The 15,384-nt window shown below is 40.1% G+C and carries 15 protein-coding genes; 4 read left to right on the top strand and 11 right to left on the bottom strand.

Annotation, left to right across the window (positions count from 1 at the left end; genetic code table 11):
- Positions 1-442: 442 nt before the first annotated feature.
- The 4 genes from carB to panC form a co-directional block, all read right to left on the bottom strand.
- Positions 443-3,262: a carbamoyl-phosphate synthase large subunit gene (gene carB / locus HH214_RS11860; RefSeq protein WP_169607923.1), complete on the bottom strand. Its 2,820-nt coding sequence runs from the start codon at positions 3,260-3,262 to the stop codon at positions 443-445.
- 220 nt (positions 3,263-3,482) lie between these two features.
- A complete protein-coding gene (locus HH214_RS11855; protein ID WP_169607921.1) occupies positions 3,483-4,481 on the bottom strand; it encodes an energy transducer TonB in 999 nt (332 codons plus the stop codon).
- A 30-nt stretch (positions 4,482-4,511) separates the two neighbouring features.
- Entirely contained in the window at positions 4,512-4,862 is a 351-nt protein-coding gene (gene panD, locus HH214_RS11850; RefSeq protein WP_169607919.1) for an aspartate 1-decarboxylase, read from the bottom strand.
- Between the two features lie 35 nt (positions 4,863-4,897).
- On the bottom strand, positions 4,898-5,737 hold the full coding sequence (gene panC, locus HH214_RS11845) for a pantoate--beta-alanine ligase (RefSeq protein WP_169607918.1): 840 nt from the start codon (positions 5,735-5,737) through the stop codon (positions 4,898-4,900).
- A gap of 154 nt (positions 5,738-5,891) precedes the next feature.
- Here panC and HH214_RS11840 point away from each other — a divergent pair, with 154 nt between their 5' ends.
- The 4 genes from HH214_RS11840 (at position 5,892) to HH214_RS11825 (ending at position 11,130) form a co-directional block, all read left to right on the top strand.
- Entirely contained in the window at positions 5,892-6,716 is an 825-nt protein-coding gene (locus tag HH214_RS11840) for a glycogen/starch synthase (RefSeq protein WP_169607916.1), read from the top strand.
- 18 nt (positions 6,717-6,734) lie between these two features.
- Positions 6,735-8,132 carry a DUF4270 family protein gene (locus HH214_RS11835; RefSeq protein WP_169607915.1) on the top strand — a complete coding sequence of 466 codons (1,398 nt, stop codon included), beginning with the start codon at positions 6,735-6,737 and terminating at the stop codon, positions 8,130-8,132.
- A gap of 118 nt (positions 8,133-8,250) precedes the next feature.
- A complete protein-coding gene (gene glmS / locus HH214_RS11830; protein WP_169607913.1) occupies positions 8,251-10,092 on the top strand; it encodes a glutamine--fructose-6-phosphate transaminase (isomerizing) in 1,842 nt (613 codons plus the stop codon).
- Between the two features lie 102 nt (positions 10,093-10,194).
- Positions 10,195-11,130: a hydrogen peroxide-inducible genes activator gene (locus tag HH214_RS11825; RefSeq protein WP_169607911.1), complete on the top strand. Its 936-nt coding sequence runs from the start codon at positions 10,195-10,197 to the stop codon at positions 11,128-11,130.
- 12 nt (positions 11,131-11,142) lie between these two features.
- Here the strand turns inward: HH214_RS11825 and HH214_RS11820 are convergent, their stop codons facing one another.
- The 7 genes from HH214_RS11820 to HH214_RS11790 form a co-directional block, all read right to left on the bottom strand.
- On the bottom strand, positions 11,143-12,153 hold the full coding sequence (locus tag HH214_RS11820) for a ferredoxin--NADP reductase (protein ID WP_169607909.1): 1,011 nt from the start codon (positions 12,151-12,153) through the stop codon (positions 11,143-11,145).
- A gap of 6 nt (positions 12,154-12,159) precedes the next feature.
- On the bottom strand, positions 12,160-13,155 hold the full coding sequence (locus tag HH214_RS11815) for a zinc-binding dehydrogenase (RefSeq protein WP_169607907.1): 996 nt from the start codon (positions 13,153-13,155) through the stop codon (positions 12,160-12,162).
- 9 nt (positions 13,156-13,164) lie between these two features.
- Positions 13,165-13,338: a hypothetical protein gene (locus HH214_RS11810; protein WP_169607906.1), complete on the bottom strand. Its 174-nt coding sequence runs from the start codon at positions 13,336-13,338 to the stop codon at positions 13,165-13,167.
- Between the two features lie 126 nt (positions 13,339-13,464).
- Positions 13,465-14,079: a superoxide dismutase gene (locus tag HH214_RS11805; protein ID WP_169607904.1), complete on the bottom strand. Its 615-nt coding sequence runs from the start codon at positions 14,077-14,079 to the stop codon at positions 13,465-13,467.
- Between the two features lie 79 nt (positions 14,080-14,158).
- Positions 14,159-14,635, bottom strand: coding sequence for a nucleoside deaminase (locus tag HH214_RS11800; RefSeq protein ID WP_169607902.1), 477 nt, complete (start codon positions 14,633-14,635; stop codon positions 14,159-14,161).
- A gap of 2 nt (positions 14,636-14,637) precedes the next feature.
- A complete protein-coding gene (locus HH214_RS11795; protein WP_169607900.1) occupies positions 14,638-15,009 on the bottom strand; it encodes an SdpI family protein in 372 nt (123 codons plus the stop codon).
- A 6-nt stretch (positions 15,010-15,015) separates the two neighbouring features.
- A complete protein-coding gene (locus tag HH214_RS11790) occupies positions 15,016-15,351 on the bottom strand; it encodes a tRNA-binding protein (protein ID WP_169607898.1) in 336 nt (111 codons plus the stop codon).
- Positions 15,352-15,384 lie beyond the last annotated feature (33 nt).

Below are 15,384 nucleotides of genomic sequence, written 5' to 3'. Positions count from 1 at the left end.
TTAAATTATAACATAAAATTTACATTGCAACTTTTTATGAAAAAAATTTAATAAAAAACCTTTTATCATGTAAATAAAACATTAAACCTTTATTATTTTACCATTAATTAAAATAAACTCACTATTTATAACTCACCTTCTATAAAATAAATTTACTCCTATTTCATATTTACTGTTTTATAACATATAAACTTTAAAAATATCTAATACAAACACCCAAAAAAACATTACCACTAAAATAAATTTATTATTTATATTAAAAAACAACTTAAATACCTCGAAAAAGCAATTATCAACCACTTTCATGCTATTTCTCAAAAGTTAATTATTAAAATACTTATAGGCTAGTTATTCCAACAGCAAGTACTATTCCTAACAAAAACGCTATAAAATAAAAAGAGGCGCAACATGTTGCGCCTCTTTTTATAAGATTGTATTAAAATTATTTACTTAAGTACATAGATTTTTCCCGATATAAATGACGGAAGTAAGGATCTTCCAGATTCGGGATAAAACGAATAGCTTCACCGGTTGACTTCATTTCTGGGCCTAATTCTTTGTTCACTTCCGGGAACTTATCAAACGAGAACACAGGTTCTTTAATGGCATAGCCTTGTAGTTTACGTTCAATTTTAAAGTCAGTCAGCTTATTTACCCCCATCATTACTTTAGCAGCAATATTGATGTAAGGCACATCATAAGCTTTGGCAATAAAAGGTACAGTACGTGAAGCACGCGGATTAGCTTCAATTACATACACCTTATCATTCTTGATTGCAAATTGAATATTCAATAAGCCTCTTACATTTAAAGCCTTAGCCAGCTTTATGGAGTATTCTTCCATTTGCTGCAATACAGTTTCAGATAAGTCAAACGGGGGTAATACAGCATAAGAATCGCCGGAGTGGATACCTGCAGGTTCAATATGCTCCATCATGCCAATAATATGCACATTTTCGCCATCACAAATGGAATCTGACTCTGCTTCTGCCGCACGATCTAGGAAGTGGTCAATCAGTACGCGGTTACCTGGCAAGTTTTTCAGCAGGTTTACTACAGCACGCTCTAAGTCTTCATCGTTAATTACAATGCTCATGCCTTGTCCACCCAATACATAGCTAGGGCGTACTAGTACCGGATAACCTACTTGATGAGCTACTTCCAATGCTTCTTCAGCACTTTCAGCTACGCCATATTTAGGATAAGGAATATCCAAATCTTTCAGCAGGTCGGAGAAACGTCCACGATCTTCGGCAATATCCATATCATTATAAGATGTACCGATGATTTTGATACCATATTCATCCAGCTTTTCGGCCATCTTTAACGCCGTTTGCCCCCCTAGCTGTACAATTACACCTTCAGGTTTTTCCAGGTCAATAATTTCACGTACATGCTCCCAGAACACCGGCTCGAAATATAGCTTATCAGCCATATTAAAGTCGGTAGATACTGTTTCTGGATTACAGTTAATCATGATGGACTCATATCCCGACTCCTTAGCTGCTAGTAAGCCATGTACACAGCTATAATCAAACTCAATACCCTGACCAATACGATTAGGACCAGAACCTAATACAATTATTTTCTTTTTATCAGACGGAATTGATTCATTCTCCCCTTCGTAAGTAGAATAGTAATAAGGGGTTTGTGCCTGAAACTCAGCAGCACAGGTATCTACCATCTTATAAACGCGGTTAATTCCTAATGCTTTGCGGCGCTGGTATACTTCTTCTTCGGTAGTATTTGCACCCAATATCCAGGCAATCTGCACATCCGAAAAGCCTTTTTGCTTAACGGTACGGAATATATCTTCAGGAATATTGTTTACTGAATAACGACGCAATTCAGTTTCTAAACTAACTACTTCCTGTATCTGGTTTAAAAACCAACGATCAATTTTGGTTACTTTACGAACTGACTCAACAGGTACACCCAAGCTCAAGGCATCATACACATGGAAAAGGCGGTCCCAGCTTGGATGTTCCAGACTGCTCATAATTTCATCCAGGTTCCGGCTTTGGCGACCATCAGCACCTAAACCGGCACGGCCAATCTCCAAACTCTGGCAAGCCTTCTGTAAAGCCTCAATAAAACTACGGCCAATACCCATTACCTCACCTACCGATTTCATTTGCAGGCCCAACTCACGGTTAGCACCTTTAAATTTATCGAAGTTCCAACGAGGAATTTTGACAATCACGTAATCCAATGTTGGCTCAAAATAAGCTGATGTGGTTTTTGTAATTTGATTTTCTACCTCATCTAGGTTATAACCAATAGCTAACTTGGCTGCAATTTTAGCAATTGGGTATCCGGTAGCTTTAGAGGCTAAGGCTGATGAACGCGACACCCGCGGATTAATCTCAATAGCGATAATCTCTTCATTAGCCGGATTAACCGAGAACTGCACATTACAGCCACCGGCAAAATTGCCAATAGCCCGCATCATGCGGATAGCCTGGTTACGCATATCTTGATAACAGCGGTCGCTTAAAGTCATGGCTGGTGCTACAGTTATGCTATCACCAGTATGAATACCCATAGGGTCAAAGTTTTCAATAGAGCAAATAATGATTACGTTATCACGATTATCACGCAACAACTCCAGCTCATATTCTTTCCAGCCCAAAACAGCTTGCTCTACCAACACCTCATGAGTTGGCGAAGCTTGCAACCCCCGGCTTAAGGCTGCATCAAAATCTTCTTTTTTGTGTACAAAGCCTGCACCTTTACCCCCTAAAGTATAGCTTGGGCGTATTACCAACGGAAAGCCAATTTCCTGAGCTGCTTCTTTACCCTCTAAAAAGGAGTTAGCAATTTTTGATTTTGCTACACCTACGTTGATGTCTACCATCAACTGGCGGAAAGCTTCACGATTTTCAGTCTTTTCGATAGCGGCAACATCTACCCCAACTACCTTTACGCCATACTTTTCCCATATACCGCGCTCAGAAGCTTCAATACACAAGTTAAGTGCAGTTTGCCCGCCCATGGTAGGCAGTACGGCATCAATTTGCTGTTCACTTAAAATATGCTCTATACTTTCGCAGGTTAAAGGCAACAGATACACATGATCGGCAATTACCTTATCCGTCATGATGGTGGCCGGGTTGCTGTTAATGATAGACACGGTAATGCCTTCATCTTTTAAAGAAAGAGCTGCTTGTGAGCCAGCATAGTCAAATTCGCAGGCCTGTCCAATAATAATAGGGCCAGAGCCGATAATCAGTACCGATTTAATGGAGGTATCTTTGGGCATAGTTTTATATAATCTGTAGTATAAAGTGAGTAGCTTTTAATTAGTTAGCACCAAGCTAAAGCTTGCGAACTACTAAATATCAACTTACCAAAAATCTATGCGCTGAAAACAAAAAACCCGACTTCAGCGTCGGGATGCAAAGATATAATTTTAAGAGTTATGTACTTTAAAAAAGTGACATTAAATCAATAAGCTTTATGAACACTAACTTAAATTAAACTTACTTTCCTGTTTTTGCTTTAGCTGGTGCTGCAGGTGCAGTACCGAATACTATAGGCATTCCCCATGAAGTTTCTACCGGCAGTCCGTTAATCAAACGCGGCTTCCAGGCAGGTGATGCATTAACAGCGGCAGTAATGGCTTTATCAGCCTCAGGCGAAACACTGCCTAATAATAGCGGATTACCTACAGTTCCATCTTTACGAATAGTAAAAGACACAAAAACCTGGGTACTTTTATTTTTTAATGTAGCCGGAACTTTTACTTTCTTTTTTAATAATGCGATAAATGCAGTATTTCCTCCAGCAGGAAACTCTGGTGATTGCTGTTTACCGGTGTACGTATATTTAGTACCTGCAGCTGTTACACAGTAGCCAGAAATAAATTTACCATTCTGGTAAGTGTCTGTATAGGTAACCTTTTCGGCAGGATAACTGCCATGCCACTCGCCTACTCGCTTACCATCTTTCACATCACCCTCTTCACTAATAGCATAAGTTAAATTATTGTAAACTACATAATGCCCGTTACCATCAGTTACTAAAGCTTTACCAGTAGTATCCATACAGCTCATTACGCGCATATTTTCTTCAAACGACTGGTTTCTTAAGGTATCCATGGTAAAAATCAGGTACATTTTACCATTAGGATGATAAACATAGTTAGTACCCGTAATTGCTCCATCAGTGTAGTTTAGCAGCATTTGCTTTTTACCCGACGGGTAAAAGGTTAAACACTGCCCATCATAAGTAGCCGGATTGATAGTTGACGATTTACCAATCAACTTAGCCTTACCATTACGGTAATATTCAGCTACATTAAACAATACAGAAGAGGAATCTGGCGGACGCACAACTCTGACATAATCTGAGCTATCAGGTTCTTTTACCTGCAAACCGTTATTTTTAAAATAAAATAGCTGCTGATTTTCGGCAGGCTTGTTTTGCGCCCATGCTGCTGTAACTGTTATAATCAGGAACAGGCTTAGTAAAAGTTTCATTTGTAGGTTGAATTAATTCGGAGTACTAATTTAACGAATTAATTTATTATCCGTATCCGGAAATATCAAAATAGGTTCATAACGGCGTGCTTCCTCCATTTCCATAGAGGCATATGACATGATAATCACAATATCACCCACCTGTGCTAAACGGGCAGTAGCACCATTCAGGCACACAATACCACTACCACGTTCCCCTTTTATTACGTACGTTTCAAAACGTGCTCCATTGTTATTATTTACAATCTGCACTTTCTCGTTCGGGATAATGTTAGCCGCCTCAATAAGGTCTTCATCTATAGTAATGCTGCCTACATAATTCAGTTCAGCCTGCGTTACTTTTACTCGATGAATTTTAGACTTTAAAACCTCAATAATCATAAAACAAAATTAACAATTAATAGCCGTAAGGCTTATCAGCGAATTATCACATTATCAATCAAACGGGTGGCACCGGCTTTAGCAGCTACCAACGCTACCACATGATGAGTTTGTTCAGTAGCCAGATGCAAAGTATCCCCATCAACCATTTCAAAATATTCTAACACCATCTCCGGCTCTTGCTCAATCAACTTCTTGGCTTCTTGTTCAATGTCAGCAATACTTTGCCCTGCTGCAAAGTTTTCTTTAGCCTGGTACAATGCCTTAGAAAGCACTAGGGCATGCTGATGATTACTCTCAGTTAAATGTATATTTCTGGAACTCATAGCTAACCCATCAGGTTCGCGCTCAATCGGGCACATTACTAATTTAACAGGCAAATGCATTAACGTTACCATTTGGCCAATTACCATAACCTGCTGATAATCTTTCTGACCAAAAAAGGCAAAGTCGGGCTTTACTATCGTAAACAGTTTATGAACCACCTGCATCACACCTTGGTAATGCCCCGGCCTGAACTTACCTTCCAGCAGATGTTCCAGATCGCCAATATCTAAATGCCAATGTTCATTATCGGCATACATTTCAGTAACTGGTGGATTGAATAGTACATGGCAACCGGCTTGCTGCAATTTGGCAATATCAGCCTCAATAGGTCGTGGATAGCGTTCTAAATCTTTAGGATCGTTAAACTGCGTAGGGTTAACGAAAATACTGCATACCGTAATATCCGTTTGCTGCTTGGCCTGGGCCAGTAATGATAAGTGCCCTTGGTGTAAAGCACCCATGGTAGGTACAAAACCAACTGTTTTGCCGGCCAAATGCAGTTCACTTACGTACTGCTGTAATTCGGTTTTATTGGTAAAAATTTTCAACTAAAAAATAATTTTACAAAGTGGGCAAAGGTGAGCAATTGCCTACTTATTACCAAAAGTACTTGCATAATTCATTGATAGTTCATAAGATAATGCTTATATTTGCACACTCAATTTTTTGACGTATATACATAAATTTTAATATTGATTAGTGATGGGTAAATCTAAGCTTTTGTTTATAACTCATGAAATGTCGCCTTTCCTTGAACTCACTAAAATTTCTGAAATAACCCGTCAGCTACCCCAGGCCATGCAGGAAAAAGGCTTCGAGATACGCATCTTGATGCCCCGTTTTGGAAATATTAACGAGCGCCGGAACCGATTGCATGAGGTTATTCGATTGTCAGGCATGAATATCATTATTAATGACAATGATAACCCTTTAATTATTAAGGTAGCCTCTATACCTGCGGCACGCATGCAGGTGTATTTTCTGGACAATGAAGAATACTTTCAGCGGAAGCATGTTTTTACAGATAAAGAAGGCAAATTCTACGCAGACAATGATGAGCGTATGATTTTCTTTTGCAAAGGTGCGCTGGAAACTGTTAAAAAACTGGGCTGGTCTCCTGATATTGTACACTGTCATGGCTGGATGAGCGCGTTGGTACCAACATACATCAAAACCACTTACAAAGATGATCCTACTTTCAAGAACTCAAAAGTAGTGTACTCTATCTACGAAAATGGCTTTACGGAACAGCTGAATGCTGACTTTTCACAAAAAGCTGTTATGAATGACATGACAGAAAAGAACACAGAAATATTTAAATCAGGTACGAACGATGCGCTCCATATTGGTGCTATTCAGTACTCTGACGCTGTTGTTTTAGCTACCGATCAGATTGACACGGAAGTGTTAAATAATGTTAAAAACAGCCAAAAACCTGTTTTAAGCTTTGATTCGACCGCTGATTTCGAAAATTATTACAATTTTTACGACGAAATTACCGATGATGAATTGGTGAACGTTGCATAAGATTTGAGAATACACAATATGAAATTTTTCAGACTAGACTTGTTAACCCTGTTAATAAGTCTTTTTATTTTAGGTAGTTGCAAAAACCAGAGTACAGTTACCCTGCCATTAGGCAACCAACAGTTAAACGGTACTTTACTGGTTGATGATAATATTACCATTAACACTACAGCCGAAGATTCGGTAATTACTTCCGGGTTAACTAAAACACCGTTAGCTTACTTTAAAGATAATATTTTAGGCACTACCGAATCAAATATTGCTACTGCTGTTAGCTTGCCAGGTAGCAGCGCATATACATTGCCTACTGGTAGCTTAAGTATTGACTCAGCTGTTCTGGTTATGCGTTATGCTGATGGTTTCTATGGAGACTCTTTATCATCCAACTATAAAGCTAATGTTTATCAGCTAACAGAACAGCCAACCAGTAGCTCGTATTATTATAATAATAAAACCTGGGCACATGCAAGTAGCCTTATTGGTTCACGCTCATTTAATGTGCGCCCTAAAACTATTATAAGAATTAGGGACATTGTAACCGGAGCTGCAGACACCCTGAAAAAAGTACCAGCACAGTTAAGAATAGCACTTAGTTCAGATTTTATTCAGAAAAACCTGTTCAATGCAAGCACAGCTGCATTAGCTAACAATGCCATTTTCCAGAATGCCATTAAAGGCTTGTATGTAACTTTAGATAAAAACCAGAGTGGTGCTGGTGGTGCTATCATGTTTAACCTTGATTCCAGCAACATTGCTGTTTACTACAAGGCTACCACAGCCAGTGCTGTAGATACTGCAGTAACAACGCTTTCCTTAGGTACACATGCTGCTGAAATAAAGTATACACGCAGCATAGCTGTTACTGCGGCTTTAAACAATACCAGTTCAAACAACTTGGTTTACCTACAAGGCTTAGGTGGTTTAAGAGCCAAAATCAGCTTTCCTAGCCTTAGCTCCTTGTTTGGCACAACCGATGTAAGCACAGTAACCTTAAACCGTGCCGAACTGGTACTTACGCCTAACCCAGGCTCGGATATTCCTTATACGCCACAGCCGCAAATATATATGTACCGGTATAATATAGCTCATCAGCGAACGGTATTGCCTGATGCTAACGGAACCTCATCAGGGGCTTCTGATTCCAGGTATTTTAGTACTGCCATATTTGGCGGAGGTTATGATAAAACCGAAAAGTCATATCACTTTATAATTACTGGCTATTTGCAGGATCTACTTCGTGGCAAAACAGTTGATTATGGTACTTTTATAGGCCCAATTGATACTACTAGCCGCACTAACGCTACAGATGTATTAGCTACGGCACAAACTGCTGGACGTACTGTGATTGTAGGCAGTGATAAAACATCAGCTTATCGTATCAAGCTAAACATTATCTATACTAAAACCACTTTGTAATACACAAGCCCACCCTGCTTGTAACACTTTTTGCTGCTAATATATTTGATATATTAGCAGCAATTTTTTTATACTGCCACCAGTATAAATCCGTTTTATAATTTTAAATCTTTCACACATGTGCGGAATTGTAGGATATATTGGTTATCGGGATGCTTATCCGATAGTAATAAAAGGACTGCACCGACTAGAATATCGTGGATATGACAGTGCTGGTGTAGCCATTGTAAATCAGGAGAATGACCTTAAAGTTTATAAGAAAGCCGGTAAAGTACGTGATCTGGAAAACTTTGTTCAAAAAGTAGATTTAACCGGATCGTTAGGAATGGGGCATACCCGCTGGGCTACACATGGTGCCCCAAGCGATCGTAACTCCCATCCGCACTCATCAGGTGATCGGAAGCTAACTATCATACACAATGGTATTATTGAAAACTATGCCGTTCTGAAAGAAGCTTTACAAGCCAAAGGCCATATATTTAATAGTGATACTGATACAGAAGTATTAATACATTTTGTAGAGGACATACAACATGAAACCGGCTTAGATTTGCGTGAAGCTGTACGCGTTGCCTTAAATAAAGTAGTAGGTGCTTATGCCATTGTTATCATCAGTGTTGATGATCCTGACCAGATTATTGCGGCCCGCAAAGGCAGCCCTATGGTTATTGGCGTTGGTGAAGGCGAGTACTTTATCGCTTCAGATGCTACACCCATTGTGGAGTACACTAAAAATGTAATTTACTTGAACGATAATGAAATTGCCTATGTACGCCGTAATGATTTGCTGATTAAAAACATTGACAATACTGTACAAACACCATACATACAACGGTTGGATTTACAGTTGGAAATGCTGGAAAAAGGCGGTTACGAGCACTTTATGCTCAAAGAAATTTATGAGCAGCCTCGTTCTATACACGATTGTATGCGCGGACGCATCTATCCGGAACAAGGCAAAGTACAGTTGGGTGGCCTTAAAGAATACACGGAAAAGCTGAAGAATGTTGACCGGATTATTATTGTGGCTTGTGGTACTTCATGGCATGCTGGCCTGGTAGGTGAATATTTAATTGAAGAATATGCCCGCATACCTGTTGAAGTAGAATATGCTTCAGAATTTCGATACCGGAACCCTATAATTTCTGAAAAGGATTTAGTAATTGCTATATCACAATCAGGCGAAACGGCTGATACTATGGCTGCTATTGAACTGGCTAAAGAAAAAGGTGCTACTATTTTTGGCATCTGTAACGTGGTAGGCGCTTCTATACCCCGTATTACCCACGCTGGTGTATATACACATGCCGGGCCTGAAATTGGTGTAGCTTCCACCAAAGCTTTTACGGCACAGGTAACCGTACTTACCTTAATTGCTTTTTACACTGCCCAGCAACGCGGTACCATTACGCAAAGCAAGCTGATTGAATACTTAACTGAACTCAACACCATACCTCAGTTGGTGGAGCAAGCGCTACAAGTAAACAATCATGTACATGCTATAGCTCAGAAGTTTAAAGATTCTGCCAACTGCTTGTTTTTAGGTAGAGGCAGTTCTTTCCCGGTGGCTTTAGAAGGCGCCTTAAAGCTAAAAGAAATATCTTACATCCATGCGGAGGGTTATCCGGCTGCAGAAATGAAACACGGGCCAATTGCCTTGATTGATGAAGACATGCCGGTTGTTGTTATTGCTACTAAACATTCTTCTTACGAAAAGGTAATCAGCAACATTCAAGAAGTAAAAGCCCGTGGCGGTCATATTATCGCTATTGTGTCGGAAGGTGATAAAGAGGTACGTGAAATGGCCGATTACGTGATTGAAATACCTCAGGTATCCGAGCCTTTTGTACCATTGCTGGCCACTATCCCGTTGCAACTCTTGGCTTACCACATAGCTGTAATGAGAGGCTGTAACGTTGACCAGCCACGTAACTTAGCCAAATCAGTTACTGTAGAGTAATACAGAGCTATCAATAAAAAGGGAGTTATTAATTAATAACTCCCTTTTTATTGATAGCTTTTTTAAATAGATAAACTACTTTTGTATAAATACTTCTTATATATGACTATTACACAACTGGAATATATTGTAGCAGTAGATACTTACAAAAGCTTTGTGCTGGCTGCCGAAAAATGCTTTGTAACTCAGCCTACTTTAAGTATGCAGATACAAAAGTTGGAAGACACCTTGGGCCTCAAAATTTTTGATCGTACCCGACAGCCTATTGCGGCTACTGAAACTGGTGCCGATGTAATAGCCCAAGCCCGCATTATGCTGGCTGAAGCTTATAAGATTAAGGAAATTGTAACAGATCGTCAAAAAGACTTAGCAGGCGAATTGAAATTAGGTATTATCCCTACTATTGCGCCTTATATTTTACCTAAAATTATCGCCCGGTTTATTGAAAAGTACCCGTTAGTGAAGCTTTTGGTATGGGAGCAGAATACAGAGCAAATTATTCAGCAGCTTAAACTGGGCACGTTGGATTGTGGCATTATGTCGACCCCGCTACATGAAAGCACATTAACTGAAATACCTGTTTTTTACGAGAACTTTGTGGCTTATGTATCTAAAACCAGTAAGCTTTTTAAAAAGAAACACATTGCGGCAGAAGAATTAGATCTGGAAGAATTATGGGTGTTAAATGAAGGCCATTGCATGCGCGAACAGGTGCTTAATATTTGTCAGCGTCGCCGCTCTACTAAAGGTTTTCAGCATTTCGAGTATAATACCGGCAGCATTGACACGCTGAAACGTATGGTTGATCAGAATAGTGGGGCTACTATTCTACCTGAATTAGCTTTAGCTGATTTGCACGACAAACAATTGGAAAAAGTACGCTACTTTAAAGCCCCTGAACCCGCCCGCGAGGTAAGCTTGGTTATACAACGCAACTTTTTGAAACGCCGCATGATAGAAGCTTTAAAAAACGAAATTTTAGATTTCGTACCGAAAAAGCTTCGCACCAAGAAAAAGAAAGAGATAATTGATATTTAAGATTGCGGTAGTTTATTCATAGTCTAACTGCACGCCATCACTTACAGCATAACCCGTACAAGTAAGCACCCAACCTTGCTGTATTTCACTATCAGTTAGTACTTCGTTTTTAACAATGGTTACCTTACCACTTTTACACTTCACGGCACAAGCGGCACATACCCCATTTCCACAGCTATAGGGCAGATGTAATTGATTTTGCAGTGCGGCCTGTAATATGGTTTGATTTTCGCCAGCCATTAAATCGTGCCACTCATCTTGAAAATGAATGCGGAGTTTACGAGGTGCAAAGTTGGTGGCATTGCTATTCACCGGAACTGTTTCCAGCACGAAATTTTCTTTATGGATATGCTCAGCCTTAACACCCATGTATAATAGCGTAAGCCTCACCATACGCATGTAGGTGAACGGTCCGCATAAATAATACTCGGCAGCTTCAAAATTAGTGGTATGCTTTTTCACCAGTTGCTCCACCATGATATTGTTTAACCTTTTGCCTTCATCGCTAATCAAATAATGCACATGTAGCTGATTAGGATAAGAGGCTGACAATGCATCCAGTTGTTGCTTATAAATTATGGTCGAGGCGCTCTGATTACTGTAAAACAGGGTGATAGTATATTTTTCATAATGAGCCAGAATATACTTTAGTTGTGCAAACACAGGTGCAATGCCACTACCTGCCACAAAGTAGACTAACTCTTTGGAGATTGCTGTATTGGGCACAGTAAACCTCCCGGCAGGCTCAACTACATTCCATATATCACCAATACGCGCATGGGTTAACAGATACCTTGATATTTCTCCATTTTGTACCCGCTTTACCATAATAGAAAGCAAATCCTCATCAGGTGATGAGCTAAGCGAGTACGAACGCCTAATTTCCTCACCATGATGATCAACCACCAGGGTAATAAATTGTCCGGCTTGGTACAATACCTTTTGGCCTGATACAGGTTTTAGATAAAACGTAGCTGTATCAGGCGTTTCAGGTTTAATAGCTTCTACCTGTAACTGAAGCATTCGGAATTATAGGGTTAATACCAGTTTACCAAACTGTGATGAGTTCCCCATCTTATCTACCGCTTGCTGCGCATTGGCTAGAGGGAATACCTCATCGATAACAGGTACAATTTGATATTCATTAATCAGGTCCAGCATAGCTTTAAACTCATCCGCAGTACCCATGGTAGTACCCAACAGTTGTATTTGCTTCCAAAACAAAACACGGGCATTCAATTCTGGAATGCTACCTGCTGTGGCACCAAAAAACACGACGCGAGCGCCAGGATTACATAAATCGATTACTTTGGTAAAATCTTTACCTAAGGCACTATCAATAATTACATCAAAGCCACCGGCCATATGCTTTAACTCGTCGGCCCAATCCTGAGCTTTATAGTTTACGCCAGCTGCTGCGCCCATTTCACGAGCACGTTCAATTTTATCACCGCTACCTGATGTGACAAATACTTGGCAACCTGCCGCTACAGCCCATTGTAGAGCAAAGCTTCCTGTACCAGAACCTACGCCTACAATCAGGACTTTATCTCCTTTCTTGGCCCTACCTTTTGTGAACAATGCCCGGTAAGCTGTTAAGCCTGCCAGCGGAATAGCAGCCGCTTGTTCCCAATTTAAATGGGCTGGCTTAGGTTGCAGATACTCGGCTTTGGTTTTTACGTATTCCGCCATTGTGCCGTATTCAGGTAAGCCTAATATTTTGAAATCTTGAGATTGATACTCCGTATGCTCTCCCCAATCGTGTGAAGGATTAATAATAACTTCTTTATTCAACCAAGATTGATCTACACCTTCACCTACTTCAGCTACGATGCCAGACCCGTCAGAACCTAAAACAGAGGGGTATTGAATACCTGCATACTGTCCTATGGTAATCCAGTAATCGCGCCGGTTTAAGGCTGCGGCTTTAACTTTCACCAACACTTCGCCCGCTCCTAAAGTGGGCTTATCAATATCTTGTAATTGCAAAGGCTGATCTTTGCCTACTAAAACTACTGCTTTCATACTATTTGATTAACGGTTACTGCCGCCCCTAAATTTGGAAATGAAATAAATGATAACCGCAATAATAACAACCACTACCGTTATACCTGCATAAAAACCAGCTTTAAAAATATCGCCAACTACCCGGCAGCTATCCAGCAGGAACAGCATAGAAATTAAAGCCGGAATTATCATCTTTTTCATACCTGAATAAATAAAAAAACGGCAGGATTTGTTTATATCCTGCCGTTTTAATTTTCATGCAATTGCAACAGAGAGCGATTACAGACTTTTGCGTCTGACTCCTTTCTATTGCCTGTATTTTTCTGCTTAAACTGCTTTTTTATACAGTTCAGCTACGTGGTTCCAGTTAACTACATTCCAGATAGCTGATAAGTAATCCGGACGACGGTTTTGGTATTTCAAGTAATAAGCGTGTTCCCAAACGTCAATACCTAAAATTGGGGTACCTTTTACTGTAATTTCAGGCAAATCCATCAAGGGGTTATCTTGGTTAGGCGTTGATGTTACGGCCAGTTTTTTATCTGCTGTAACTACCAGCCAAGCCCAACCTGAACCGAAACGAGTAGCACCAGCCTCGTTCATTTTGGTTTTTAGCTCATCTAATGAGCCAAAAGTGTTTTTAATAGCCTGAGCTAATTCGCCGGTAGGCTCGCCACCACCATTAGGTGATAACAAAGTCCAGAACAGGGTATGGTTATAGTGGCCACCACCGTTATTACGTACGGCTGCCGGATATTTAGAAATATGAGTGATGATCTCTTCAATGCTGCTGTTGGCCTCTGGTTTGCCTTCCAGTGCTTTGTTCAGGTTGGTTACATAAGCCTGGTGATGCTTACCGTGGTGAATTTCCATGGTTTGCTTATCAATGTGCGGTTCCAAAGCGTCGGTAGCGTAAGGTAACGCCGGTAATACGAATGCCATAGTGCTATTTTTTAAGGTTAATGAATGTTGTATGGTTGCAAATATAATCGCGTTGGTTACATATTTGTTCTAATAAATGTCAACTTTTCAGACGCTTGCTTCTGAAAAACTCGCGTACCAATTCAGCGCATTCAGCCTCACGTATGCCACCAGTAATTAAAGTTTTAGGATGTGTAATCTTTTGATTAAGTCGGCCGAAGCCTAATTTAGTATCATAAGCGCCAAATACAATTTTGCCTACCTGAAACCAATAAGAGGCACCGGCACACATTACACAAGGCTCAATAGTTACATACAGCGTACAATCTTTCAGGTATTTGCCGCCTAAATAATTGGCTGCTGCCGTAAGCGCCTGCATTTCGGCATGGGCCGATACATCATTCAGGCGTTCGGTTAGGTTATGCCCGCGGCCTATGATTTTACCCTGGCAGGTTACAATAGCACCAATCGGTATTTCATCTTCAGCTAATGCCAAGCGAGCTTCGCGCACGGCTTCATTCATAAAGAACTCATCCGGTGATACCGAACTTTCATTATCAAAACTTATAAAACGCATGTTTAAGATTCAAGGTGGTTACCGAATACTTTTTTCAGGTATTTTTCGGTAAAATAAATTAACCCTCCAGCTATACCAAAGGTAGGTACTAATACCAGAACTAATTGAATAATGCTTTGTGTTGTTTCAGCAAAATGAAAGAAAGTCATCATCCAGGTAATCAATAGCCCTGATGCTAAGGTTATTCCTCCTGCTTTAATCATCAGCTGCGCACTATAACGGTTCGCTTCATTCCAGCTTTGCGAGTTACGCATAGAGGAAGCTGTGCGGTAGCCGTAAAGACCATTGATGGTTTTGGGAGGGAACCGCTTTTGTATTAAACCAGCTAGCAAAATAATAAAACCAATCAGTTGCGGACCTACTATCCAGTTCATACTTTGTTAAATCAGCTTGCTACCATTGGGTACTACCCGCTCTACAGCAGTTAATACAATATCACCGTTTTCATCGGCTAAACCAGTTACCAAAAACTGCGACATAAATTTACCAATCTGTTTCTCCGGAAAATTAATTATGCCTAATATTTGTCGACCTACCAACTCCTCCTTCATATAATGCCTAGTAATCTGCGCACTTGACCACTTTACGCCAAATGGACCAAAGTCAACCTTCAGTTTGTAAGCAGGCTTTCGAGCTTCCGGAAAGTCTAATACCTCCAATATGGTACCAGCCCGTAGCTCTACTTTCTCAAAATCGTTCCAAGTAATGGGTTGCATAAAAGTAAAGATAACAAGGGCGAGACAGGATAG

The organism is Mucilaginibacter robiniae, assembly GCF_012849215.1.
GTDB lineage: Bacteria > Bacteroidota > Bacteroidia > Sphingobacteriales > Sphingobacteriaceae > Mucilaginibacter > Mucilaginibacter robiniae.
The sequence above is the reverse complement of the archived record's forward strand: the minus strand, read 5'-3'. Positions and strand labels throughout refer to the sequence as shown.

Bases quoted from the DNA above. Each gene is read 5' to 3' on its own strand.
- carB (WP_169607923.1), bottom strand. From the start codon at position 3,262: ATGCCCAAAGATACCTCCATTAAATCGGTACTGATTATCGGCTCTGGC.
- HH214_RS11855 (WP_169607921.1), bottom strand. From the start codon at position 4,481: ATGAAACTTTTACTAAGCCTGTTCCTGATTATAACAGTTACAGCAGCA.
- panD (WP_169607919.1), bottom strand. From the start codon at position 4,862: ATGATTATTGAGGTTTTAAAGTCTAAAATTCATCGAGTAAAAGTAACG.
- HH214_RS11840 (WP_169607916.1), top strand. From the start codon at position 5,892: ATGGGTAAATCTAAGCTTTTGTTTATAACTCATGAAATGTCGCCTTTC.
- HH214_RS11835 (WP_169607915.1), top strand. From the start codon at position 6,735: ATGAAATTTTTCAGACTAGACTTGTTAACCCTGTTAATAAGTCTTTTT.
- glmS (WP_169607913.1), top strand. From the start codon at position 8,251: ATGTGCGGAATTGTAGGATATATTGGTTATCGGGATGCTTATCCGATA.
- HH214_RS11825 (WP_169607911.1), top strand. From the start codon at position 10,195: ATGACTATTACACAACTGGAATATATTGTAGCAGTAGATACTTACAAA.
- HH214_RS11820 (WP_169607909.1), bottom strand. From the start codon at position 12,153: ATGCTTCAGTTACAGGTAGAAGCTATTAAACCTGAAACGCCTGATACA.
- HH214_RS11815 (WP_169607907.1), bottom strand. From the start codon at position 13,155: ATGAAAGCAGTAGTTTTAGTAGGCAAAGATCAGCCTTTGCAATTACAA.
- HH214_RS11810 (WP_169607906.1), bottom strand. From the start codon at position 13,338: ATGAAAAAGATGATAATTCCGGCTTTAATTTCTATGCTGTTCCTGCTG.
- HH214_RS11805 (WP_169607904.1), bottom strand. From the start codon at position 14,079: ATGGCATTCGTATTACCGGCGTTACCTTACGCTACCGACGCTTTGGAA.
- HH214_RS11800 (WP_169607902.1), bottom strand. From the start codon at position 14,635: ATGCGTTTTATAAGTTTTGATAATGAAAGTTCGGTATCACCGGATGAG.
- HH214_RS11795 (WP_169607900.1), bottom strand. From the start codon at position 15,009: ATGAACTGGATAGTAGGTCCGCAACTGATTGGTTTTATTATTTTGCTA.
- HH214_RS11790 (WP_169607898.1), bottom strand. From the start codon at position 15,351: ATGCAACCCATTACTTGGAACGATTTTGAGAAAGTAGAGCTACGGGCT.